We start from the raw sequence: 24868 nt of genomic DNA, 5'->3' as shown, positions 1-24868 counted from the left end.
CGTTGGACAGCGGTGGTCGTTCTTTCCGACACTCAGGCCACTGCCTTCGAGGACCCTGTCATGCCCGCTCGCCTGCTGCTCAATTGCGATTCCGGTGAAAGTTACGGTGCCTGGACCCTGGGCGACGATGCCCATGCCATTCCCCTGGTCGACCAGGCCAACCTGGCCTGCGGTTTTCACGCCGCCGATCCCCTGACCATGCAGCGCGCCGTGACCCTGGCGGTGGCCAATGGCGTGCAGATCGGCGCCCATCCGGCCTATCCCGATCTGGTGGGTTTCGGTCGCCGCCCCATGGCCTGCACCCCTGACGAGGTGGAGGCCATGATCCTCTACCAGATCGGCGCGCTGGATGCCTTCTGCCGTGCCGCTGGCGTGCGGGTCGAATACGTCAAGCCCCATGGCGCCCTCTACAACGCCCTGGTCAAGGACGATGCCCTGCTCGCCGCCGCACTGCGCGCCTGCGCCCGCTACCGCCAGGGCCTGCCGCTGATGGTGCTGGCCAAGGCCGACAATGCCCGTGAGCACCGCCTCGCCGAGGCGGCCGGTGTGCCGCTGTTGCTGGAGGCCTTCGCCGACCGCGCCTACCTGGCCGACGGCTCCCTGGCGCCGCGTGGCCAGGTCGGTGCCGTCCACCACGATCCCGAACGTATCCTCGCCCAGGCCATCGCCATCGCCCGTGGCGACGACTTCCCCGGCTTCGACGGCCAGCCCATGCGCCTGCAGGCCGATAGTCTCTGTGTGCACGGCGACAACGCCGAGTCCCTGGCGGTCCTGCGGCGCCTGCGCGTGGCGCTGGACGCCCTATGATCGTCCTCAAGCCCTTCGGCGTGGCGGCCCTGCTGATCGAACTCGCGGAGCGCCCGGATGCCGAGCTGCCGTTGCGCATCGCCCGCCTCGGCGCGGGTATCCGTAGCGTTTTCGGTGCGGCGGTGACCGACCTGGTAGCGGGTTGGACCAGCCTGCTGGTGCACTACGACCCGCTGCGCCTGACCCTGGACGAGTTGCAGGCCGGGTTGCAGCCGCTGCTGGCCGACTGGCCAGGTGTGGTGGATACCGCCGCGGGTGGACGTCTGCACCAGGTGCCGACCCTCTACGCCGGTCCTGACCTGGCCGAGGTAGCCGAGCGTTGCGGCCTGAGCGAAGCCGACGTCATCGCCCGGCACAGTGGGCGCGACTACCAGGTGGGGGCCATCGGCTTCATGCCGGGCTTCGCCTTTCTCGGCGAGCTGGACGAACGCCTGGCGCTGCCCCGGCGGAGTACGCCGCGTACCGCCGTACCGGCCGGCAGCCTGGCCATCGCCGAGCGCCAGACCGCCGTCTATCCCCAGGCCTCGCCGGGTGGCTGGAATCTCATCGGCCGCTGCCTATGGACCGTCTTCGACGCCCAGGCCGAGCCGCCCTGTCTGCTGGCTCCCGGTGACCGGGTACGTTTCGTGCCGGTCGATGAAGCGACCTTTCGTGCCCAGGGAGGCCAGCCATGAGCGGCCTGCAGGTCATCAAGCCCGGTCCCCTGACCCTGCTGCAGGACCTGGGTCGCCAGGGCTGGCAGCACCTGGGCGTGGCACCGTCGGGGCCCATGGACGGCCAGGCCGCGCGCTGGGCCAATCGCCTGGTGGGTAATCCGGTCGCCGCACCGCTGCTGGAGATCGCCCTGGGCGGTGCGGAATTCGAGATCCGGACCGACACCTGGCTAGCCCTCACCGGCGCGCTCCTGGACGCCCGGCTGGACGACGAGTCCTTGCCGCCCTGGTCGTGCTTTCCGGTCCGTGCCGGAGCGCGCCTGCACCTGGGTTTCGCGCAAGCCGGCCAACGGGCCTACCTGGCCGCCGCGGGCGGCGGCTTCCAGGCGCCGCCGACCCTTGGCAGCGTGGCAAGCAACCGGCGTGAGGGCCTGGGCGGCCTGGATGGCCGGGGCACGCCGCTGGTAGCGGGGCAGCGGCTGGCGTGCGCCGCGATGAGCGACCTGCATGAGCGTCGTTGCGGGCCGGCCTGGCGCTTCGTGCCGGACTACCGGCAGAGCCCGACGTTGCGGGTGATCTTCGGCGGTGATGCCGAGGCCTTCGGCGCGGCGCAGCGGGAGGCGTTCTGCGCGCAGCCTTGGCGGCTCAGCCCCCAGTCCGACCGCATGGGCATCCGTCTGGCCGGCGCCACGCCCCTGTCCCCGCCGCGCCGGCAGTGGTCGCTGGGCGTGGTGAGCGGCGCCATTCAGGTGCCGCCCGATGGCCAGCCCATCGTGCTCATGGCCGATCGGCAGACCATGGGCGGCTATCCGCTGTTGGGCTTCGTCCATCCGCTGGACCTCGGGCGCCTGGCGCAGTGTCCGGCCCACCAGGAGGTGCGTTTCGCCCCGGTGGAACTGGCCGAGGCCCAGGCCGAATGGCGTCGGTTTCTCCTCTTCTTCGCGGGTTGAGGGGGCAGTCGGTCATGCCCGAGGAATCTTGGCCGCTACGGTGAGTCGCACGCTCAAGGCGACGCCGAACTTCCCTTTCTCGGCGGCTGGCTTGAAACTTGCCTCACACGTCCCCTGTGACGACCGAAAAGAAGGAGCTGGAACCGGTAATGAAAACTCCCAAACGCATCGAGCCGTTGATCGAGGATGGCTTGGTCGATGAGGTGATACGGCCCCTGATGAGTGGCAAGGAAGCGGCGGTCTACGTCGTGCGTTGTGGCAGCCAGGTACGCTGCGCCAAGGTCTACAAGGAAGCCGACAAGCGCAGCTTCCGCCAGGCCGCGCAATATCAGGAGGGACGCAAGGTCCGTGGCAGCCGGGAAAACCGCGCCATGGCCAAGGGCTCCAAGTTCGGTCGCCGCGAGCGCGAGGACAATTGGCAGAACGCCGAGGTGACGGCGCTCTATCGGCTGGCCGATGCCGGTGTACGGGTGCCCAAGCCCCACGATTTCCTCGACGGCGTGCTGCTGATGGACCTGGTCACCGACGGCAATGGCGAAGCCGCGCCGCGCCTCAACGACGTGACCCTGAGCGCCGAGGAAGCGCGCCGCTACCATGACCTCATGATTGGCCAGATCGTGCGCATGCTCTGCGCCGGCCTGGTCCACGGCGACCTGTCCGAATTCAACGTGCTGCTGGCCGAGGACGGCCCGGTGATCATCGACCTGCCCCAGGCGGTGGATGCGGCCGGCAACAACCACGCCTTTCGCCTGCTGGCCCGTGACGTGGAGAACATGGCGCAGTACTTCGGCCGCTTCGCCCCTGAATTGCGCGAGACGCGCTATGCACCGGAGATGTGGGCGCTCTACGAGAAGGGTGAGTTGTTCGTCCATTCGCAACTGACCGGTGAATTCGCCGAGCGCGAAGGCCAGGCCGATGTCCGCGCGGTGATGCGCGAGATCGAGGCCGCCCGGCGTGACGAGGAACGCCGCCAGGCCGCACGCCGCGAACAGGATGAGCCCAGCGGGCGTGAGGAGCCGCCGCCACCCTGGTTAAGCTGAGCGTTAAGCAGAACGATTAGCGCTGCGATGAGACGAACGGCCCCAGTGGTCGGGCGATGAACGGCGCCTGTTCGGGAGTGGCGCGCTAAACTGGCGACTGAACAGCACAGGACTCTTTTCATGCAAGGCCATCCGGACGTCATCAACTACCTCAACCAGCTGCTGCGTGGCGAGCTGGCAGCGCGTGACCAGTACTTCATCCACTCGCGGATGTACGAGGACTGGGGCCTGATGCGGCTGTACGAACGGATCGGCCACGAGATGGAGGAGGAAACCCAGCACGCCGATGCCCTGCTGCGCCGTATCCTCTTCCTCGAGGGCACCCCGGACATGCGGCCCAACGCCATCACCGTCGGCCAGACCGTGCCCGACATGCTGCGCGCGGACCTGGCGCTGGAGTACGAGGTGCGCGAGGCCCTGGCCCAGGGCGTGGCGCTGTGCAATCAGCACAAGGACTTCGTGACCCGCGAGATCCTGGTCGTCCAGCTGGAGGACACCGAGGAAGACCACGCCTACTGGCTGGAACAGCAACTCGGCCTGATCGACAAGATCGGTCTGCAGAACTACCTGCAGTCGCAGATGAAGGGCGGCTCCACGCCCCACGGCACCGGTCTGTGAGACCGGCTCACCGGCGTCCAGTGGACGTCGGTCAGGCCTCGTTGCCGGCTTCTTCGGGAGCCCGCGGCAGATAGAGCGAGATGCAGGTGCCGACGCCGGGTGTGGTGTCCACCTGGATCTGGCCGCCCGACTGGTGCACGAAGCCGTGCACCATCGATAACCCCAGCCCCGTGCCCTGACCCGGCGGCTTGGTGGTGAAGAAGGGGTCGAAGATCCTTTCGCGGATTTCCGCTGGTATGCCCGTACCGGTATCTCTCACCTGTACCCTTACATAATCCCCTGCTGGCAAGCCCTCTGGCCGTTCCGGGGCGCTCTGCGGCAGGTTGGCCGTGGCCAGCAGTAGCTGCCCGCCCTGGGGCATGGCATCCCGGGCGTTGATCGCCAGGTTGAGCAGAGCGCTCTCCAATTGCACCGCATCGATCACCGAAGGCCACAGGTCGGACGCCGGAAGTGCCTGGACATCTATGGCCGGCCCGACGCTACGGCGGATCAGCTCCTCCATGGCCAGCATCAGCTCGTTGACGTCGGTGGACCTGGCCTCCAGCGTCTGCCGTCGGGAGAAGGCCAGCAGGCGCTGGGTCAGGGAGGCGGCGCGTTCGGCGTAGGCCTGGGCACCGCTGAGCAGACGGTCGAGCTGATCGGTGCGATGCTGCTGCAGGCGACGCTCAATCAGCTCCAGGCTGCCGATGATGCCGGCCAGCAGGTTGTTGAAGTCATGGGCGATGCCGCCGGTCAATTGGCCGATGGCTTCCATCTTCTGGGCCTGGTGCAGGGCTTGTTGGGCCTGGGTCAACTCGGCGGTGCGCTCGGCGACCCGCTGTTCGAGGGTCTCGTTGGCGGTGCGCACCGCCTGGAACAGTTGCGCCTGCTCGATGGCGATGGCCGCGCGGGCGGCGAGCGCCGCCATCAGGCGTTCATGACGCGGCGTGAAGCGCGCCGGTTCGGGATGGCCGAAGAACAGTCCGCCGAGCACGTTGCCGTTGCGTGCCACCACGGCGACCGCGAGGTAGCTGCGCACGGGCGGCAAGCCGGGCGGGGGTGCCGATGCTGCACGGTAGGAGTCGCTGGCGAGGTCGTCGCAGCGCACCACGCCCTCGTCACGCACCGTAGGTGCGAACAGTGCCCTGGCATGGGACTGATCGAGACGTTCGAAAGACGCGCGTTCGGCACCCGACAGGGTGAGACGTTGCAGGCCGCTGCAGTTCTCATCGGCCTGGTGGTTGAAATAGGCGCCGACACCCGCCCCGGTGAGTTCGACGCCCGCGTCGGTCACCGTCTGCACCAGGTGGGCGAGATCGAGTTGCGCGGCCAGTTCGGTATCGATGCGCTTGAGCGCTTCTAGGGTCCGGGTCTCTTCGCGCAGCTCCGCCTCGGCGTGCTTGCGATCACTGATGTCGACGATGAATTCGAAGGCGCTGCCATCGGGCAGGCGCTTGGCCGCGACCAGTGCCCAGCCGGTGGTGCCGTCGCGTCGTTGGTAACTACGCTCCGCGGGTGGCAGCTGGTCACCATCGCGGCGCAGGTAGGGGGCGGGCCAGGCGATGCGGCCGGCGCGCAGGTCGTCGTGATCGTGACCGCTCATGCGCAGGAAGGCGTCGTTGGCATCGATCAGGCGGCCGGCGGGATCGAAGCAGAGGGCGCCCACCGTCTCGATCTCCAGGGCGGTGCGGAACCGCCGCTCGCTGGCCTCCAGCGCGGCCTGGGCCAGGTGGGCCTCGGTGACGTCCTGTCCCTGGCAGAAGATGCCGATCACCTGGCCGGCCTCGTCTGTCAGGGGCTCGTAGATGAAATCCAAGTAGAGGGTCCGCGCCGGTTCGCCTACGCGCTCCAGCCGCAGCGGGGTGCGCTCGGCGACGAAGCGTCGACCGCTACGGTAGACCTGATCGAGCCACTCGAAGTAACCCTGGTCACGCAATTCGGGAAAGACCTGGCGGACCGCATGCCCTTCGAAGGTACGTTCGCCGAACAGCCGGCGATAGGCGACGTTGACGAAGTCGAAGACATGTTCCGGACCGCGGACGATGGCGACGAAGCCGGGTGCCTGCTCGAACATGCGTCGCTGGCGTGCGGCCTCGGCAGCGCGGTGGCGTTCGTCGAGGATCCGTTGGGTGGTCTCGTGGCCCTGGTTGAAGATGCCGGCGATCTCGCCCCCTTCGCCACGGATCGCGGTGAAGCTGTAGTTCCAGTAGGTCTCGCTGACCACACCTTGGCGCGCCATCGGCAACATCTGGTCGAAGACGGAAAAGCCTTGGCCTGTGGTCATCACCTGGGCGAACTGCGGCCCGACCACTGGCCAGATATCCTGCCAGACCTCTCGCGCCGGACGACCGAGCGCCCAGGGGTGGCGCTCGGCGGGGATGGGTGCCCAGGCATCGTTGTACAGCAGTAGGAGGTCGGGGCCCCAGTAGATGGCCGTGGGAAAGCTCGAGTTGAGGCAGATGCTCAGCGCGGACCTGAGGGATTGCGGCCACAGGGACGGCGGTCCCAGGGGCGATTCGGACCAGTCGTAGGTGCGCAGTCGTGCGCCCATCTCGCCGCCTCCGGCGAGAAAGTCCACCTCGTTCCAGTCGGCAAGCTGCGTTGCCATCTCTCCCACTCCCCTGATACGGCTCTCTTTCCAGGCGTTCTGACCACGGGCGCAGCGCAACTGCAGCAGCGGTCCGCATTTTTTTAGCGGCCCGGGCGTGTTCAGGCTCTCGGGGCGTAGCGCTCGATGGCGTCCGGCAGCGCCCAGCCGGCGGCGAACACGAAGAGCAGCAGGATCAATGGCAGCAGCACCAGCCAGAAACGGGAGGGCACGGGCTCCAGGCGATTGCCGCCGGTCTTCTGCAGCACCGCCAGGCTCAGACCGCAGAAACCACCGGCGAGCAGGGCCCCGGCGAGGATGTCGGTGGGCCAGTGCACGCCCAGATAGACACGGCTCAGGGCGATGAGCACCGCTGGCAGGGTGACGATCACCAGCCAGGCCAGGCGCCCGCGCGGTCCGTAGCGACGGCCGACGAGGATGCCCAGGGTGAGGAAGAAGGCGAAGGAGGCCGAACTGTGGCCGCTGGGCAGGCTGTAGGTGGTCAGGGGCTCGGCGAGGACGTCCGGTCGGGCGCGGGCCAGCAGGTTCTTCAACTGACCGTTGGCCAGCGCGGTCCCCAGGGTGGTGCCCAGGGCGAACAGCAGCGGGCGCCACTGGCGGAAGGCGGCGAGCACCAGGATCAGCAGCGCGGCGGCGATCAGTTGGGTACGGAAGTCGCCCAGCCGGGTGATGACCACGGCGACCCCATTGAGCCAGCTCTCGCGGTGCTCCTGGACCAGTGCCATCAGGCCTTCGTCGAAGGCGCGCAACTGGTGCCAGCCGAACAGCAGCGCCAGCAGGCCGGCCAGGCAGAGGGCACCGCTGAGCAGGGTGGTGCCGGCGCGCTCGCGCCAGGCGCCGTGGGCGATGACCGCCACCAGCACCGCGACGCCGCCGAGGATGATGCCCGCCTGCTGCCAGAAGCCGTCCGGCAGGGGCAGGCGGAAGGCGGCGCCGGTCACCCAGCCCGGGCCGAGGTAGGCGATGGACCAGCCGGCGGCAGCCACCAGGCTGACGCTGACGAACTTCACCAGCGGCATGTCGAGCATGCCGGCGATCAGCGGCAGCAGCGGCCGTAGCGGACCGATGAAACGCCCGACCAGCAGGCTGGCCACGCCATACCTGTGGATGAAGCCTTCGGCCGAGCCGATCCACTCCGGATGGGTGCGTAGGCCCGGCAGGGCGCGGATGCCCTGGTGGAAGCGGCGGCCGATGAAATAGGAGACGGCATCGCCGAGGATACCGCCGAGGAAGCCCAGCAGCAGGGTGTCGAACAGCCCCAGCGCACCATTACCGGCGGCGATGGCCACGGCGAAGAGCACCACCGTGCCGGGCACCACCAGGCCGGCCAGGGCCAGGCACTCGAGAAAGGAGATGATGAAGATGGCCGTGCCCAGCCATTGATGATGCTGGTTGATCCACTGGGTCAGGCCGGCGAGCAGTTCCGTCATCGAAAGGCTTCCTGGGGTCCGGGGTTCGCGTCCTCAGACCGGCAGGAGTTGCCTTTGGTTGCCTCAAGGACGCGGATCGAGACGTAACGCCTCGGGGCCGGGGGATTGTAAATCGCGTTCGGGAATTTCCCAGACCAATAACTGTGGCGGGGTTTGTCGAAACGCGGGACTGGCGAAGTAGTCGCGGGCGGCACCGGCGAAGTGCCCGCCGTCCTTGGCGAAGCGGCCGATACTGGCGCCCAGGGCCTGTTCGAGGAAGGGCAGGAAATTGGAATTGCGCGAGAAGGAGGTGCCGACCAGCGCCAGGTTGGGCAGGTCGCCATCGCCGAAGAGGTCGTCGCTGGCGGTGGCCGCGGCGCGGCTGTCCACCTGGGTCAGGGACAGCAACTCGGGCAGCGGCTGCAGGCGGGGTGGTAGCCAGTCCAATCCGGCCAGCCGCACCAGGTCGCCGGGGCGCGGTGCCGGAGGCAAGGGGGTGCGGCTGAACTCCCGGGCCGGCGTGGCCTGGAAGGGTAGGGCCTGTATCTGCGCAGCCAAGGCGTGGGCAGCGGCGTCGGCACCCGCTTCGTTCCAGTGGGTGTCGGTGCGCAGGAAGGCGCCGCTGCCGAGCGGCGTGAGCACCGGGGTGAGGTCGAGCACCGGCACCTGGGCTGCGGCGAGCAGGCGGGTCCAGTCGCTGATGCGGCTGGCGAAGGCGGCCGGCCGGCGCAGGCCGCACAGCTGGTCGGCGGCGATGCGGCTCTTGTCCGGCACCACGGCGACCAGCAGGCGAATGTGGCGGGCGGCGAGCTGACGCTGCAGCTCGGTCACGGTCCGGGCGCGCGCCTGGGCGTTGGCCTGGGCATGACGGTGGACTTCGAATTCCTCGGCGAGGAACAACCAGCCAGGGCAGCCCTGGCGCACCCGCGGACCGGTGTCGCCGAGCAGCAGCCAACTGGCGCCCCGTTCCAGGCGGGCAGCGACCTCGGGCAGCGGTGCCTTGGCCAGTTCCTTGGCGATGTGGTGGGTGATCTCGCCTTCGAGCAGGGCGTGGCGATCCAGGTGCTCGGGCCACAGCGAGAGCCGGTCGGTGAACAGGGCCCAGGCGCAGGAGGCGAGGCCGATGGCCAGGAACAGGGCGAAGACCATCCCTGCCAGGGGCGCCAGGCGGGTGCTGGTGGCGCTGGGCGGCTTGGGCGCGGGCGAGGGCGGCAGGGCGGGAGCGCTCATGACGGCGGCCTCAGAATTGGAAGTAGAGGAAGGGCACGGCTTCGCGGCTGGCGATCAGCGCGAAGCAGAGCAGGAAGCCGGCCACCGGCCAGCCGGCGCCGAGGCCGCGGAGCAGGGCACTGCCGGGCAATCGCGCTTCGATCCGCGGCTGCCACAGCGGGGCGACGACGCAGACCACGCCGAGGAGGGCGGCCAGGCCGTGCACCGGTCTCAAGGTGGCCGCCAGGGCATCGCCCAGGGCGAAACCGTGCAGGCCGAACTGGCCGGCGTACATCGTCAGCGCCGTGGCGAAGTCCGGCGCGCGGAACAGCGTCCAGGCCAGCGCCACGAACAGCAGCGTCAGGCCGTGGGCCAGGGGGCGCGGCAGCGGGCGGCCGCCAAGTTCGTCCCAGAGCCGGTCCAGGCACAACGCCAGGCCGTGCAGCATGCCCCAGAGCAGGTAGTTCCAGCTGTCGCCACCGTGCCAGAGGCCGGCGATGGCCATGGTCAGGAAGAGATTGCGATAGGTCCGCCAGCGACCGCCGCGGTTGCCGCCCAGGGAGATATAGAGGTAGTCGCGCAGCCAACTGGACAGCGACAGGTGCCAGCGCCGCCAGAAGTCCTGGATGCTGCGGGCCAGATAGGGCCGGTTGAAGTTCGCCGGGAAGTGGAAGCCCAGCATCAGGCCCAGGCCGATGGCCATGGCGCTGTAGCCGGCGAAGTCGAAGAACAGCTGCAGCGAATAGGCCAGGCAGCCGATCCAGGCGTCGACGAAGGACGGCTGGTCGAGATGGAAGGCGACGTCCACCAGCGGCGACAGGGTGTCGGCCACCAGCACCTTCATGCACAGGCCGATCATGAAGCGGCGGGCGCCGAGGGCGAAGTTCTCGCGATTGAACCAGCGCTGGTTGAGTTCGCGGCGGACCCAGTCGTAGCGGATGATCGGTCCGGCGATGGAGTGGCCGAACATGGAGATGTAGGTGGCGTAGTTGACGAAGCTGCGCTCCACCGGCACCACGTGGCGATGGACGTCCACCAAGTAGGAGATGGCCTGCAGCACGATGAAGGACAGCCCGGCCGGCAAGGCGACCTTCTGCCAGTCCAGCGGCAGGGCGCCGGCGGTTACCAGCACCTGGCTCCAGGTGGCGGCGACGATGTTGGCGTACTTGTACCAGCACAGCACTGCCAGGTTGATCACGATCAACCCGGCGAGCAGTCGTAGCCGGGTCTTCGAGCTCTCTTGCGCCCGGTCCACCAGCAAGCCGCCGACCCAGGCCAGCAGCGCCAGGGCCATGTGCAGCAGCAGGAACAGTGGACTCAGCCAGCCATAGAACAGCCAGCTGCCTACCAGCAGTACCCCGTTGCGCCCGCCGGGCCGCGCCAGGGCGTAGACCAGCAGAAACAGCGGCAGGAAGAGGGTGAGGAATTCCAGAGAGGCGAAGACCATCGAGAAGCTGTCCTTAGCGGGCGATGCTGTCCTGGGCGGCGAGCAGTCGTGGGCCCTTGGCACCGGGCAACAGCAGCACGCTGTAGCGCTCGCCGGCCTTGAGTTCGCCCAGGTCCAGGGGTTCACCCGTGGCCTGGCCGGCGCAGGTCAGCTGCACCTTGAGCGCCACGGCGTTGAGGCTGCGGCGCTGCAGGGTGCCGTCGGCCACGTCCTTGAAGATGTCGGCATTACGACCGGCGGCCTGTAGCCCGGGTGTCGCGCAGTGCGGGTCCAGGCTGTAGAAGGCCAGCGAGGCCTTGAGCGCATTGAAGTCGTCGGGCTGCTCTCGCACTACGCGCTGCACCAGCGGCGAGCCGGGCAGTACCACCAGGGTGGCGAATTCGCCGGCAGCGACGGTCAGCTCCAGCGGGACCTTGGCCGTGCCCTGGACCAGTTCGCCCTTGATGGCCTTGGTGGCCGGGACGGTCAGGTAGTCGGACACTGGCTTGGCGGCCTCCACCTGCAGCCGCGCGGCAGAGCCGGAGGCCAGCAGGGTCAGGGGCTCGCTGCCGGCGTTGACGAATCTGAGGAAGGCGGAGTCTTCGCTGGGGCCGGTGGGGTAAAGGGATACCTCGGCTTGGGCGAACCCGGTCGCCAACAGGCCGAACAGCAGCAGGGCCTTCACTGGGCGGCTCCCTTGAGCTTGTCGGCGGACAGCTTGTTCAGGGCGTCGACGATGGACGCGCTCCAGGCCTTGTAGCCCGGACCGGTGAGGTGCTGGCCGTCGATGGTGGCCCACTGGCCGGGTTTGGCGAAGCTCAGGGAATCGATGTAGCTGCAAGGGGCGACGTTGCTGGCGAGAAAACTCGACATCAGCTTGACCCGCTCGAAGGTCTTGCCGTACTTGCCACCCTCGGTGCCCCAGGCCGGACCGACCCAGGCGCAGTGGGTCTTGGTCGCGGCGATGGCTTTGGTCAGGCTGGTGGTCTGCTGCCAGACCCAGGTCTTGGGAAAGCTGGGATTGGTGTAGCTGGCCATGGTGTCACCCATGACGATCAGCACCAGGTCGGGCTTGTCGGCGGCGATCAGTTCGTTGATCGGCTGGGTGGCGGCCTTGCCACCGAGCACCACGGCCTTGTCGCCGTTGCGCCGCTCGGCACCGCCGCAGGTGCCCGGGGTGACCTTGAGCCAGTCGCCGGCGTTGGTGCCGCAGATACCCAGGGTGTGCACCTTGGCACCCTGCTGCACCAGGCTGTCCTGCAGGGCGCCGATCAGGTAGTCGGGGGTGGCCAGATGGCTGTCGCCGATCATGAGAATGGTGAGGCCGGTAAGGAGGCTGGCTGCCATGGGAGCTCCGTGAATCAGTTGTCGTAGGGGGAACGATAGGGGCTGACCGGCAGGGCGAGTGACCGGTCCTGGGGTTCGAGCGTGTAGCGCAGATAGACGCCGCCATTGAGCTGCTGGTAGTCGCGGCCGTTGTCGACGCCGAGGTTGCCGCCGACGAACAGCTGGCGGCCGAGCTGGTACTCGGTGGCGCCATAGAGGCTGTAGCCGAGGCTGGTCTTGCTCTGGCCGCCGTAGACCGCCGGAGCGCCCAGGGCCTGGCTCGCGGCCGCCTGCAGGCGGGCATCGGTCGGGTAGAAGTCGGCGCCATCCTGGGCGATGCGCTGCACGCCCACCGCACCCCGCAGTTGCCAGGTCCAGCGGTCGGTCCGCTGCGACCAGGTCAGGGGCACGCCCAGGGCATAGAAGCGCTGCGGGCTGAAGTAGCCGCCATGGCCGTAGGTGAAGAAGGCCTGGTTGTTGTCGTAGGCGATGCCGGTGAGGGACAGGCCCAGGGTCAGGCGGCTGTCTTCGCTGTTGATCAGATAGCGGTACAGCCCGGTGCCCAACTCGGTACGGCTGTTGTCGGCGACCTCGTTGCCCAGCAGGCGATACCAGGAGGCATACGCATAGGCGCCGAACTGACTGTCGTCGTAGCCGAGCTGGCCGCGGAAGCCGTTGGCGGTCACGCCGCCCCATTGCTGGCCGGTGCGGGCGTCTTCGCTGCCGGCGAAGGAGGTCAGGCTGTCGATCACCGCGCGCCGCGAGGCCGACAGGGTGTAGCGGGTGTTGTCGGTCAGGGGCCGCTCCAGGCTCACCCCGCCCACCGGGGTGGAATGGAGGAACCCCAGCGGGGTGGTGCCGACGTCGGCCTTGAGCCCGCGTTGCGGATCGCTGAAGGCCACCGCCAGGCCCACGCCGCTGTCGCTCTGGCTACCGGGTGAGGCCGAGGGCGCCGCCGCGCTGGCCGCCGGACCGCCGCCGAAGCGATTGCGGGCAGCGCTGCCGACACTGCCGGCGGTCAGGCTGACCGGGGTCACCCGGACCGCCAGGCGTACGTCGCCCAGCGGGAAGTCGATCTCCAGCGGTGCCTCCACGTCGGTGAGCTTGCCGAGGCCGCTTTCGTTGTCGTTGCTGCGCACGGTCAGGCCCTGAGTGACCCGGGCGCTACGGGTCTGCAGCAGGTCGTCGAGGGCACGCTCGGCGGCGCTATCGTTCGTCGTGACCGCAACGTCCGCCGCCGGGGCCGCCTTGGCCGCCGCCAGCAACTGATCGGCGGTCGGCGGGATGGCCTGGCTGGCCAAGGTGGCGCTGCCGCGCCGCGGACCGAAGGGGTTGGCCGGGGCGCTGGCCAGCGGCCGCGCGGTTTCGGCATCACGACGCTGCACGGCGACCACCTGGCGCAGCAGTTCGGTGGCGCGACCGTCGCGACCGAGCGCCCGGTAGAGGCCGGCGGCGTCGGTCAGCACCCCGACATCGTCGGCGGCCAGCCTCACCGCCTGGTCGAGCGCGCGTTTGGCGTAGGCCGCCTGGTGCGCGCGGATCGCCGCGTCGGCTGCGCCCAGCTGCAGCCGGGGATTGGCGGGATCGCGACGCAGCAGCGGTTCATAGAGTTGCAGGGCCTTGGCGGCGTCGCCATTGGCCAGGTACAGGCGGGCCAGGGCGGTGTTGACCAGCGCATCGTCCGGCCGCTGGGCCAGGGCCGGGGCCAGGGTGTCGTAAGCGGTGACCAGGTCACCGCGTTCGCGCAGGCGATCGGCCTGGCGGACGCGGTAGCGGTAGAGTAGGTCATCGTAGAGCTGGCGCTGGGCTGCGCTGAGGCGCTGGTCCTGCAGATCGTGCAGCAGGGCGTTCACCTCGTCGTCGGCGCCGCTGCGCAGCAGCACCTCGCCATACTGCAGTCGCAGGGCCGGATCGGGCGTGCGCTCGCGGGCCAGGACATCGCGCAGCAGGCGCAGGCCATGCTCGGCGTCACCGGCTTCCGCGTAGGCAGCGGCCAGCCCGCCCAGGGCCCCGGCGCGCTGACCGGCGCGGGATTCCAGTTCCGCCAACTGACGGCGTGCGGCGTGCTGCTGGCCCCGGCGGGCCAGGTCGCGGGCGGCACTGACCTGGGCGTCGAAGTCGAGATCGGCCGCCAGGGTGTTCATGGCTGCGCTGCGCTGAGCCGGTGGAATACGGCGCAGATAGTCGCGGGCGGCTGCCGGATCGTTCTGCTCCAGGGCGAACAGCGCTCGTATATAGAGCGCCTCGGGGCGCTGTGGGTCCTTGGCCAGCCCGCTGTCCAGGGTCTGGCGCGCGGCCAGGGTCTGGCCCTGGCGCTGCTGGAGCCGAGCCAGGGCGAGCAGGGTCCAGACGTCGTCCGGGTTGGCGCGGCGGGCGTTCTCCAGGGCGCGACGGGCGCCGGCAAGATCGCCACGACCCTCGGCCAGCTTAGCTTCCTGCAGGGCGCGGATGGCCTGCAGGCGCTCGAGGTTGCCGAGCTTGGCCTGCTCGGCCGGGGTGAGGCCGTCCAGCAACCGCAAGGCTTCAGCCGGGCGATCGCTGTCGGCGAGCAGGTCGATGAAACCGCGCCGGGCTTCGAGATTGCGGGGGTCCTGCTGCAGCACGCGGCGATAGCCGGCTTCGGCAGCGGCCAATTGGCCGGTCTGGGCCTGCACGCCGGCCAGGGCCAGGGGCGCTTCCGGTCGCTTGGTATCGAGGCGCAGGGCCTGCTCCGCGCGTTCTCGCGCGGTGCTGAAGTCATTGGCCTGCTGGGCGCTACGGGCCTGGGCGAGCAGTGCCCAGTAGCGGACTTCCGCCAGGGGGGCCTGCCAGCGTGTACCCCCGGGCTGGCGACTGGCACGGGTCAGCAGCTCCTGGGCGTCACCGAAGCGCTCCTGCCGCTGGCGGACGATACCCAGGCCACCGAGGGCGTTGGGATCGTTCGGCGCCAGCTTGAGACGCGCCTGGAAGGCACTCTCGGCTGCGCCCAGATCGCCGCGGCGCAGGGCTTCGATGCCGCGCGCCAGTGTCGGGTCCAGTCCGCCGCTGCGGCTCAGGGCGCGCCCCTTCTCCAGTTGTGCGCGCAACTCGGCGTCATCCGGATGCTGGCGCAGATAGGCTTCGAACAGCGGTGCCTCCGCCGGCCCCGGCGGACCGCTCCAGACCAGCGCCTGGCGCCAGTACTCGCTGGCCTCGCCGCCGACGTCCTTGCGCGTGCTCAGCCTGGCCAGGGCCTGGATGCCCTGGCTGCGACTGGCCGGGAAACGGGCCAGGTGCTTGGCCTGGATCAGCATCAGCGCCGGATCGTCGGGGTCGAGCTTGCGCAACCGCTCAATGCCCGGTCCGGCCTCCTGCCAGCCGTTGGGCGTGTAGGCGAGGATGTCGTAGTACTCCTTGGCCAGATCGCCCTGGGGCAGCCGCCCGCCGAACAGCTGACGGTACAGCGGCAGCGCCTGCACCGGTTTCTCTTCACTGACGAACTGGCGTGCGTCCACCAGGCGCTGCGGGTTGTCGCCGCTGGCCAGGGCGATGTCCTGCTCCAGTTGCAAGGCCTGTTGCGGCAGGGGCGTGATGGCCTGAAGGCGGCGCAGATAGCCCTGGGCCGCCGGCAGTCGCCCGGCCTGCACCTCGATCAGCCCGAGACCGTAGAGCGCCTCGGGTTGCCGGGCGTCCAGCTCAAGCAGCTTGTTCCAGGTCTCCTGGGCACGGGATGCGTTCTTGCGCGCCTGCCAGAAGTGGCCCTGTTCGATGAGCAGGGCCTGGGGCTCGTCGAGCGCCAGGGCCAGCGCCGGGGTCAGGGCGCCGGTCAGGAGGGTGGCGAGCAGCGGTACGCGGGTCATGCGCTAGCGCTCCAGACGGCGGCGGGCACGGGCGCGCAGGGCGGCGTAGACCAGTCCGGCGAGCAGGGCCACGCCCACGGCGCTCAGCAGCAGCATCAGCAGCGGATGGCGTGCCAGTTGCCAGCGGGCATAGAGCAGCGGGCCGAGACTGCCGACGTGATAGGTCTCGTCGGCCACCAGGCTTTCCACCTGCTCGCCGCGTACCGTGGCCAGACTGCCTTGCAGGGCCTGGGCGTAGTCCTCCCGGGTGGTGAGGGCGCGGCTGATGTCCGCCAGCCCCTCGGGGCGTGCGGCGACCAGGGCGACGACGCTGCGACCGCTCTTGAGTGGCGATTCGAAGCCGGCCACGTAGGCACCGGCCAGGCCACCGCTGGCGCTCAGCGCCGCGCGGCTGCGCTGCAGGCTGGCCTCGCGGTCGGAGCTGAACCATTGGCGCAGGCGGAAGGCCAGATCGGATACCTCGAAGCGTTGCTGGGTGCCGTCGAAGCCAGCGGGCAACTGAGCGGCCCAGCGTTGCAGCAACGGCTGGTCGGTGCCGCTGGCGATCAGCAGCAGGTCCTTGTCCGCCAGTCGATCGACCGCCGCGGCACGCGCCACCGTGACAGCGGTGGCGGGATAGCCGGTGGAGGTGCCGAAGCGACCGAGCACGTTCAGATAGGCATCGATCTCCGCCGGCGTGGGCGCATCCGGCAGGATCACCGCGGTCTCGCTGAGGTCCGCCAGGCGGGTGAAGGGGAAGCCACTGTCCTTGAACACGCCGAGGTTGGGCAGGGCGATGAAATGTCGATAGCCGGACAGGTCCAGGGTGGAGTCCGGTTCGAGGGTGCCGCGCATGTTGTCGATGATGACGTCGCGGCATTCGCCTTGCTTGAGGTAGTCGTACATGAAGCGGAACTGTAGTCGAGCCTGTAGCGCTTCGCCGTCCAGGGGCAGGCGAATGTCGGCCTCGCGGGGCAGTTCCTCGTTCTTGATCAGCGCCAGCAGGCCGCTGTCCAGGCGCTCTTGGCCGGGCAGCGGGATGGATTGGACGAACCGGTCGTTGAAACTCACCAGCAGCGAGGAATTGGTCGACACCGGCTGCGGCGTATAGCGGTACTTGAGGTGCAGCGGCAGGCCGTCGTTGCGCCAGAGGAACAGGTCCGGCGGCAGGCGCAGCGGGACGGTCACGGTACCCGGATCGTAGCCGGAGACGGCCAGCTGCTTGGGCGTCGCCAGTTCGCCCAGGCGCACCGGACGATCGCTCGGCAGCCAGTTGGGGGCATCGTAGGGCTGGCGCGGCTGCAGGGTCTGCAGGCCATCGATGGCCATGCCCGGACCGGACAGCGTCTGGTGGCCGAGGGCCACGGCGGCCGCCGCGCGCTTGAGTTCGCCGGCGTCGCGACCGGAGATCACCAGCAACTGGCCCTGGGGATCGAAGGGGTTGACCAGGATGTCCACCCGCGCCCCCGTCGGGGCCGGCAGGCTCAGGCCGAGGGTCTTGGCGCGTTCTTCGCTGGTCACCAGTACCACCGCATTACCCTTGGCCGGCAGCGCGGTCTGGCTGCTGGGGAAGCGGGCGCCGCGATAGCTGGCCAGGGCGCTGAACCAGGAGGACAGGGTGCCGGCGGCTTCCAGGGTGCCATCGTCCGGCGTCCCGGCGATCACGAAGGGCAACTCCAGGGGGCGGGCATCGCGGCGGTCGAAGAAGGGTTGCGGCAGGCGCGCCAGGTCCGGTGTCAGATCCAGGCGGGTGACCTGGACTTCCAGGCGGCTGGCATTGCTCACCTTGGCCCACAGGCTGGAGTGCAGCGGATCCTCGCACTGCATGGTGTAGTGGCCGACCAGCTGGATGCTCAGGCGATTGAATTCGGTGATCAGGCGCGGCGGAATGTCCACCGTGCGCGTCTGCGGGATGCCGGCGGTCTCCTTCGGCAGCGGGATGCTGGCGGCCACCTCGTCGTTGACCAGGACGTTGAGCTGGGACAGATCCGGCAGCAGCGCCGGCGAATAGGTGTAGTTCAGCGTCACCTTGGCTGCGCTGACGATTTCGTCGGCGCGGATATCGAAGCTGACCCCGTCGCGACCGTCGATCCCCCGCAGGTTGAAGGGATAGACGGCGCCCAGTTGCTTGAAGCTGTTGTCGTAACCGGTGCCGGCCATGGCCACCGGCGGCGTGGCCTGGTCCAGGGCGACGGCGGGCGCGGCGCCCAGGGCGGTGAGCAGGAGCGGAAGGAGACGAAGCGACACGGTCATGGGCGGTCCAAGGGGGCGGAAGAGGAGGGCGTCTGGCGCCAGAGGCGTCGGCTCGTGCGCCAGAGGTTGCGATTGAGTTCGGTAACGCCACGCAGGCCGATCAGGCCGACGCCGCGCAAGGAGCCCAGCAGCGAATCCGGCTGGTGGTTACCCCAGGCCTCGGCCCAGAGGTCGGCACGGGAAAAGGTCATGCGGACCAGCTCGCGCTGCTCGGTGACGCTGAGGTCGGCGAAACGGGTACCCACGGTGTTGTTGCGGCTGAAGACCACGATGGCGGGGAAGCGGCGCGCCTGGCCGTTGCGGGTGAGCTCGATGTGCACCGGACTGCCTTCGGCGACCTGGACGCCCTCGGGCAGGCGCAGGCCCAGACCGCTCTGGGAAAAGTCCTGGGTGGTGCAGGGCAGGCGGGTACCGTCGGCGAGGATCAGCTCGACCGGCAGGGTCGCGCTCACCCGGGGCTCGGCGCGCACCTGGCGGGTCTCGCTGGCCACCGCCACGGCGGCGCTGGCGATCACCAGGTTGTACAGCGTCCAGGCCAGGTTGATGGCGACCGTGGTCACCGCCTCGGGGTCGCCGAGGAACAGCCGCCCGATACCGACCACCAGGCCGAGCAGGTTGAGCAGCAGCAGGACGATGTAGGGCCGCCCCAGCTCCCAGTCGAAGTAGTCGCGGGCGATGATGCCGCCCTTGTCGGTCACGTTGAACGTGCCCAGCCGCGGGTTGATCAGCGCCAGCAACGTGGGTCGCAGGATGTACCAGGCCAGTACCGTCTCGTACACCTCGTTCCAGAACGAATAGCGGAACTGGCCCTGGATGCGCGAGTTGGTCAGGTTCGAGTGCAGCACATGGGGCAGTACGTAGCAGGTGATCAGCAGCGCCGAGGCGTGGAAGATCTGGGCGCTGAACAGCAGGTAGGCCAGCGGCGCGGTGAGGAACACCAGCCGTGGCAGCCCGTAGAAGAAGTGCAGCATGGCATTCAGGTAACAGAGGCGCTGGCCGAAGGTGAGGCCCTTGCCCAGCAGCGGGTTGTCCGTGCGGAAGATCTGCGCCATGCCGCGGGCCCAGCGAATGCGCTGGGCGATGTGGCGCGACAGGCTCTCGGTGGCGAGGCCGGCCGCCTGCGGAATGCCGAGATAGGCGGTGTTGTAGCCCAGCCGATTGAGCTTGAGCGCGGTATGGGCGTCCTCGGTCACCGTCTCGGTGGCCACCCCGCCGATCTCCTCCAGCATCGAGCGCCGGATCACCGCGCAGGAGCCGCAGAAGAAGGTGGCGTTCCACAGGTCGTTGCCGTCCTGCACCAGGCCGTAGAACAGCTCCCCCTCGTTGGGCACGGTACGGAAGGTCTTGAGGTTCTTCTCGAAGGGATCCGGGGAAAAGAAGAAGTGTGGGGTCTGCAGCATGGCCAGCTGCGGATCCCGCAGGAACCAGCCCAGGCAGACCTGCAGGAAGGAGCGGGTCGGCACGTGGTCGGCATCGAAGATGGCGATGTATTCGCCGTCGGTCACCTTGAGCGCCGCATTGAGATTGCCAGCTTTGGCATGCTCATTGTTCTCGCGCACCAGGTAGGAGACGCCGGCAGTGGCGCAGAAGTGGCGAAAGTCCTCGCGGCGGCCGTCGTCGAGCACGTGCACGCGTAGTTTGTCGCGCGGCCAGTCGATGGCCTGGGCCGCCAGGATCGACAGCTTCACGATGCTCAGGGCTTCGTTGTAGGTGGGGATGAAGACATCCACCGTCGGCCATTGCGCGGGGTCGTCCGGCATCGGCAGCGGTGACCGCCGCAACGGCCAGATTGTCTGCAGATAGCCGAACACCAGCACTGCCAGGGCATAGAGTTCGGCGGCCACCAGTCCGTAGCCGAGCAGCATCTCCAGCGGCGTCTCGAAGCCCAGGGTGGACGTAAGGCGCCAGTAGAGATAACGCAGCGAGGCCAGCAGCGACAGCATCACCAGCAGGATCACCGGCAGGCGTCCGGGTAGCCGGCGCAGCAGCAGGGCGGCGACGAAGCAGCCGCTGGCGAACAGCGCCTGCTCTGCCAGCGCCAGGGGCACGCTCACCAGCAGGGCGCCCAGCAGCGCGGCGGCGGTCCAGGCCAGCAGTTGCAGCCACAGCGGCGCCGCGGGCAGCTCGTACGGGGCGTCGGCACCGCGCGCCGTGCGGCGCTGGCGAACCTGCTCCAGCCGGTCGAGAAAGCTCATAATTAGGAATGCGCTGCGTGACGGACGGCCGGTCGAAGCTCGTCGAGCAACTCCTGACCCAGTTCGGCGAGGCTGCGCGCCCAGGCGTCCTGGACGCTGGCCAGGCCCTGGCCTAGCGCCAGGGCCTGCTCCAGTTCGGGACTTTCCGGCAATACGCCCAGCAGGCGCTCGCCCCAGGCGTGTGCCACGATGGCGGCGATGTCTTGACTCAGGGGGCGGTCAGGGTCGACCCGGTTGAGCAGATGCAGCGGCTTGACCTGAGCGGCGCAACGCTGCCATTGGCGTTCGAGACGCGGCAGACTGGCATAGCCGGTCGCATCCGCGGTCGTCACCCCGAGAACCCGGGTGGCCAGGGCCAGGGCCTGGCGACTCAGGGGCGTCGAGCCCGTGGGGCAATCGAGGATCACCAGGGTGTCGGCCGGCACCTCGAGCGCCTGCAGGCGTCGGCTCAGCCACTGGCCGTCGGTGGTCAGCGCCTGCTCCAGGGCCTGCAGGTCGAGGTCGTCGGGGGTGCCGAAGGGCGTCAGGCGCAGGCGGTCGTCCACCGCCAGACAGATGGAGAGCGGTGCCCTGGTCGAGCCGGTGGTGGACGAGGCTTCCTGCAGCAACAGCGAAGAGAGTACGTTCTGACTGTCCAGCTCCACCAGCAGCACCGGCTGGCCGCTGCGGCTCAGCGCCTGGGCCAAGCCGGCCGCGATGACTGTCTTTCCGGTCCCGCCCCGGGCCGAGGTCAGCGCCAGCACTGGACCGCTCAGCGCTGGCAGGGTCCGATGCAGGGCCTGATCCAGGGCGGCGACGGCCTGGCTGGCCTGGCGGCTGTTGTGCAACTGCGCCAGCTCCCGCGACAGCGGTGGTAATTCGCCCGGCTCCGCCTGAATGGCCGGCTCGGCAATCGCGATGACCGGTGCGCGTGCGGCCAGCTGCGGCAGCGGTGCAGCCGGCGGGACCGTCTCATGCAGCTGCGCTTCCGGCGCCTCGAACTCCTGGTAGCGCTGCGGATCACCGCCGAAGGAGCGGAACAGATTGGCAATATCCAGCGAACGGACCATGGCTGATTCCGGAAGGTCGAGGGGTCTGGGGCAGCTGTTTGGCGTCAAATTAATGGCTAAACGCCACTAGGTGTCATTTTTGCGAATACTGTCACGCGGACTTCGTGACCTACCAATGAAATATGCTTATACGGGCATCGAAGCGGAGCGAACGGAACAACGCCTCGTTCAGCCGTTTCGATAGGAATGGTTAGTGGGCATAGCGGGGGCGTCAACGCCACCACCGCTGCGGTTCGGACGAAAGGCGCGGTTTGCAGAGGCGGCGGTTGCAGGGGCGACGAACGCGGGGATGGGCGGTCGTTTCCGCAGCGATAGGTGCGGTGCCAAGGGGTAAGAAAAAAGCCCGCTTGCGCGGGCCTTTGTCCTTACTCTTCGTCGCGCGACCGGTAGGGTTGCGGACGCAAGAGTTGCGGTCGGCCCTCCTGCTCTTCGAAGAAGTAGCGCAGGTAGAGGTTGCCGTTGACGTCGCGCTCGTCCTGGGCGTTGTCCATGCCCAGGCGTCCGCCCAGGGCGAACTGCCCGCTGAGGCGGTACTCGCCATTGGCCGAAAGGCTGTAGGCCACACCGGTCTTGCTCTTGCTGCCGTACTGGCCTTCGCCCGCGGCTTCCGCCGCGGCCTGCAGCGCCGCATCGTCGGGGTAGCGATCGGCAGCGTCCTGGCGAATGGTCTGCACGCCCAGCATGCCCTGCACTTGGTAGGCCCAGAGATCGCCGCGCTGCGCCCACACCAGGGGTACGCCGATGGCGAAGTAGCGCTGCGGGCTGAAGTAGCCGCCGTGGCCGTAGGTCAGGTGGTTCTGGTTGTTGTCGTAGCCGATCGCCGTGGCCGACAGGCCCACGGTGAACAGGCTGTCCGGACCGTTGCGCAGGTAGTAGTAGACGCCGGTGCCGATCTCGAAGCGGTCGTTGTCCTTGACGTCGTGGCCGGTCAGGCGATGGGCCGCGCCGTAGATGTAGGAGCCGTAGCGGCCGTCATCATAACGCAGGCGGGCCAGGCCGCCGTTGGCGGTGACGCCACCCCACTCCTGGCCGGTGCGTGGATCGCGGATGCCGCCGTAGGAGGCCAGCGAATCCGTCACCGAACGACGCGATACGCTCAGGGCATAGAGCAGGTTCTCGCTCAGGCTGCCGAGCGGCCGCTCCAGGGTCGCGCCGCCGACCACGGTGCTGTATCTCAGGCCCACCGGCGAGACGCCGATGTCGCCCTTCAGGCCGCGACCGGCGTCTTCCACGGCGATGGACGCCGCTACGCCGTTTTCCTTCTGGCTGCCGTCGCTGCTGCTGTCGTTGATGCGGGTCGGGGTGACGCGCACGGCCAGGCGCTGGTCGCCAGCCGGGAAGGAAATTTCCAGGGGCGCGCTGACGGTGGTCTGGCGCGAGCTGCCACTGGGGTCGTAGCTGCGCACGTTCAGGCCCTGGGTGATGCGGATGCTGCGCTCGCGCTGCAGCTGGCCGAGGATCTGCTCGGTGGCCAGGCTGCTCGACAGGCTGCTGGTGGGCACCACGGACAGATCGCTGAAGGGGTTGTCGGCGGCCTTCTGGGCCTGCAGCGGATCGCTCCAGGCGTAGTCGGCGCTACCTGCATTGCCACCAACGGCGGCCGGGACGGCGGTCAGGGCGTCATCGCTGCGGGTCTGGCCGGGCAGGGCGGCAAAGGGGTTGTCGCTGGCGCCGGCGGCACGGGCGGCGGACTCACGATCCTTGCGCTCCACCTGGACCACCTGCTCCAGCAGGCTGGTCGCGGTGCCGGCCATGCCGATGTCGCGATAGAGCAGAGCGGCGCGGCGCAGCACCTGCGGATCGCTCTGGCCGAGCTTGACCGCCCGGTCCAGGTACTGGCGCGCGGTGACGCTGTCCTGCGACTTGGCGGCGATCTCGGCGGCACCCAGGTAGAGTTCGGCGTCCTTGGGGTTGTCGCTCAAGACGTCGCGATAGAGCTGACGGGCCTTCTGGGTGTCGCCGCTGGCCAGGTACATGCGCGCCAGCGCCGCCTGGGCGGCCTTGTCGTCGGGCCGGGCCTTGAGTGCCGGGGCCAGGGTGTCGTAGGCGGCGGCCAGTTTGCCCTGATCGGTGAGGCGGTCGGCCTGGCGGATGCGGTAGCGGGCGAGCAGGTCGTCGTACTGCTGCTTCTCGCCGCTGTCGAGGACCACGCCCTGCAGGTCGCGCAGCACGTTGCCCACGGTCTGGTCCTGATTCATCTGCAGCTGGATGCTGGCGTAGTGCAGCTGCATGGCCGGAGCCGGACGGGTATCGCCGCTGATCAGCGGCTTGAGCAGTTCCAGGCCGTGTTCGGGATCGCCAGCGGTGGCGAAGGCCTCGGCCAGGTCGCCGATCAGGTCGGGGTTGCGACCGGCGCGGGCTTCCAGACGCTGCATCAGGCTGCGGGCCTCTTCGCGCCGACCCTGCTTGGCCAGGGCCAAGGTTTCGGCCAGCTGTTCGTTGAAGGTGATGCGCGCGGCTAGGGCGTTCATGTCGGGCGAACGCTGCGCCTGGGGGATGCGCATCAGGGTCTGCATGGCCCGCTGGTATTCACCCAGCTCGTTGGACAGCAGGGCGCTGGCGTAGAGTACCTCGGGGCGCTGGGCGCCATCCTTGACCAGGCTGTCCACCAGGTCGCGCGCAGCGCGCGGACGGCCCTGGCGAACCTCCAGGCGGGCCTGGGCGAGGCGCAGCCAGGGGTCGTCCGGCGCTTCCTTGCGTGCCTGTTCCAGTAGGCGCGAGGCGCCCTGCAGGTCGCCGCGGGCCTCGGCGGCCTCGGCCTCCTGCATGGCCTGGCCGGCGCGCAGGCGATCCAGGCCCTTGACCTGGGTCTGGGCGCTCGGCTGCAGGTTCTTGGTCAGCTGCATGGCCTCTTCGGTGCGACCCAACTCGTTGAGCGCGGCGATGCGACCGTAGTAGGCGTCGACGTTGGCCGGTTCGCGCATCAGCACCTGGCGATAGGTGGCCTCGGCCAGGTCCCATTGGCGCTTCTGGCTCTGGATCCCGGCGAGGAACAGCTGCGCCTCGACCGCCTCGGGCTTGAGGCGAATGGCCTCGACGCTGAAGTCGCGTGCCTCGTCCAGGTCGCGCTTGGCCTCGGCGGCATGGGCGCGCTCCAGCAGGTGGTGGTAGCGGGCCTCGTCCAGGGCCGGCTGCCAGGTCTTGCCGCCTTTCTGGACGGCCTGGGTGAGCAGGCGCTCGGCATCGGCATAGCGCTTCTGCGCCAGGCGGGCGCTGCCCAACTTGCCCAGGGCATCCGGGTCCTGGGGCGTCTTCTTCAACTGGGCTTCCAGGGCCTGCACGGCAGCGGCGGTCGGCGGCACATCGGCAGCGGCTGCCCAGGTGGCTTCGGCGTGGATCAGCAGGGCGAGCAAGCCGAGGGACAGTGTGAGGTGCTTGGGCATGGTTCTTTCCGTGAAGGCTATTGGGCGTCGCTGCAGCGCCCGGTCGACGCAGGGCTGGAACGGTTCCGGCTACTGGGGAATAGCTGAACGCAAGCTGAACGGCAAATCTAGCCGCGGATGATTCCCGACAGGCCGTGGCGAGTCAACCGAATCGAAATCGCAATAC

At 68.9% G+C, this 24868-nt stretch carries 16 protein-coding genes; 5 read left to right on the top strand and 11 right to left on the bottom strand.

All coding sequences use genetic code 11. The features are described from left to right. Nucleotides 1-60: 60 nt before the first annotated feature. The 5 genes from RND78_RS04215 (at nt 61) to bfr (ending at nt 4068) form a co-directional block, all read left to right on the top strand. Nucleotides 61-807, top strand: a complete 747-nt coding sequence (locus RND78_RS04215; protein WP_312726318.1) for a 5-oxoprolinase subunit PxpA — start codon at nt 61-63, stop codon at nt 805-807. Next, nucleotides 804-1481 (top strand): 5-oxoprolinase subunit PxpB, encoded by a 678-nt coding sequence (pxpB, locus tag RND78_RS04210; RefSeq protein ID WP_312726317.1) that lies wholly within the window; start codon nt 804-806, stop codon nt 1479-1481. The genes RND78_RS04215 and pxpB overlap by 4 nt, the downstream gene beginning before the upstream one ends. Further along, entirely contained in the window at nt 1478-2410 is a 933-nt protein-coding gene (locus RND78_RS04205) for a biotin-dependent carboxyltransferase family protein (RefSeq protein ID WP_312726315.1), read from the top strand. The genes pxpB and RND78_RS04205 overlap by 4 nt, the downstream gene beginning before the upstream one ends. A 149-nt stretch (nt 2411-2559) precedes the next feature. Beyond that, a complete protein-coding gene (locus RND78_RS04200) occupies nt 2560-3450 on the top strand; it encodes a PA4780 family RIO1-like protein kinase (protein ID WP_312726312.1) in 891 nt (296 codons plus the stop codon). A 120-nt stretch (nt 3451-3570) separates the two neighbouring features. After that, entirely contained in the window at nt 3571-4068 is a 498-nt protein-coding gene (gene bfr / locus RND78_RS04195; RefSeq protein WP_059229870.1) for a bacterioferritin, read from the top strand. Nucleotides 4069-4099: 31 nt separating this feature from the next. Here bfr and RND78_RS04190 read toward each other — a convergent pair whose 3' ends face one another. The 11 genes from RND78_RS04190 to RND78_RS04140 form a co-directional block, all read right to left on the bottom strand. After that, entirely contained in the window at nt 4100-6655 is a 2556-nt protein-coding gene (locus tag RND78_RS04190; RefSeq protein WP_312726311.1) for an ATP-binding protein, read from the bottom strand. A gap of 101 nt (nt 6656-6756) precedes the next feature. Then, nucleotides 6757-8085, bottom strand: coding sequence for a bifunctional DedA family/phosphatase PAP2 family protein (locus tag RND78_RS04185; protein ID WP_312726310.1), 1329 nt, complete (start codon nt 8083-8085; stop codon nt 6757-6759). A 63-nt stretch (nt 8086-8148) separates the two neighbouring features. After that, nucleotides 8149-9294 carry an alginate O-acetyltransferase AlgX-related protein gene (locus tag RND78_RS04180; RefSeq protein ID WP_312726308.1) on the bottom strand — a complete coding sequence of 382 codons (1146 nt, stop codon included), beginning with the start codon at nt 9292-9294 and terminating at the stop codon, nt 8149-8151. 10 nt (nt 9295-9304) lie between these two features. Then, nucleotides 9305-10720, bottom strand: a complete 1416-nt coding sequence (locus tag RND78_RS04175) for an MBOAT family O-acyltransferase (protein WP_312726306.1) — start codon at nt 10718-10720, stop codon at nt 9305-9307. Between the two features lie 13 nt (nt 10721-10733). Continuing rightward, nucleotides 10734-11384 (bottom strand): alginate O-acetyltransferase AlgF, encoded by a 651-nt coding sequence (locus RND78_RS04170; protein WP_312726305.1) that lies wholly within the window; start codon nt 11382-11384, stop codon nt 10734-10736. Next, nucleotides 11381-12046 (bottom strand): SGNH/GDSL hydrolase family protein, encoded by a 666-nt coding sequence (locus RND78_RS04165; protein ID WP_312726303.1) that lies wholly within the window; start codon nt 12044-12046, stop codon nt 11381-11383. The genes RND78_RS04170 and RND78_RS04165 overlap by 4 nt, the downstream gene beginning before the upstream one ends. A gap of 14 nt (nt 12047-12060) precedes the next feature. Next, nucleotides 12061-15843 (bottom strand): cellulose synthase subunit BcsC-related outer membrane protein, encoded by a 3783-nt coding sequence (locus RND78_RS04160; protein ID WP_312726302.1) that lies wholly within the window; start codon nt 15841-15843, stop codon nt 12061-12063. 3 nt (nt 15844-15846) lie between these two features. Beyond that, nucleotides 15847-18075 (bottom strand): cellulose biosynthesis cyclic di-GMP-binding regulatory protein BcsB, encoded by a 2229-nt coding sequence (gene bcsB, locus RND78_RS04155; RefSeq protein ID WP_312726300.1) that lies wholly within the window; start codon nt 18073-18075, stop codon nt 15847-15849. Next, nucleotides 18072-20270 (bottom strand): UDP-forming cellulose synthase catalytic subunit, encoded by a 2199-nt coding sequence (gene bcsA / locus RND78_RS04150; protein WP_312726298.1) that lies wholly within the window; start codon nt 20268-20270, stop codon nt 18072-18074. Before bcsA ends, bcsB begins: the two co-directional genes overlap by 4 nt. A 2-nt stretch (nt 20271-20272) precedes the next feature. Then, on the bottom strand, nt 20273-21319 hold the full coding sequence (locus RND78_RS04145) for a cellulose synthase operon protein YhjQ/BcsQ (protein ID WP_312726297.1): 1047 nt from the start codon (nt 21317-21319) through the stop codon (nt 20273-20275). A 365-nt stretch (nt 21320-21684) separates the two neighbouring features. Further along, nucleotides 21685-24702: a cellulose synthase subunit BcsC-related outer membrane protein gene (locus RND78_RS04140; RefSeq protein WP_312726296.1), complete on the bottom strand. Its 3018-nt coding sequence runs from the start codon at nt 24700-24702 to the stop codon at nt 21685-21687. Between the last annotated feature and the right edge of the window lie 166 nt (nt 24703-24868).

It is taken from the genome of Pseudomonas oryzihabitans (genome assembly GCF_032027545.1).
GTDB classification, from domain to species: Bacteria; Pseudomonadota; Gammaproteobacteria; order Pseudomonadales; family Pseudomonadaceae; genus Chryseomonas; species Chryseomonas oryzihabitans_F.
Note: the sequence above shows the minus strand (reverse complement) of the source record. Positions and strands in the feature narration are given on the sequence as shown.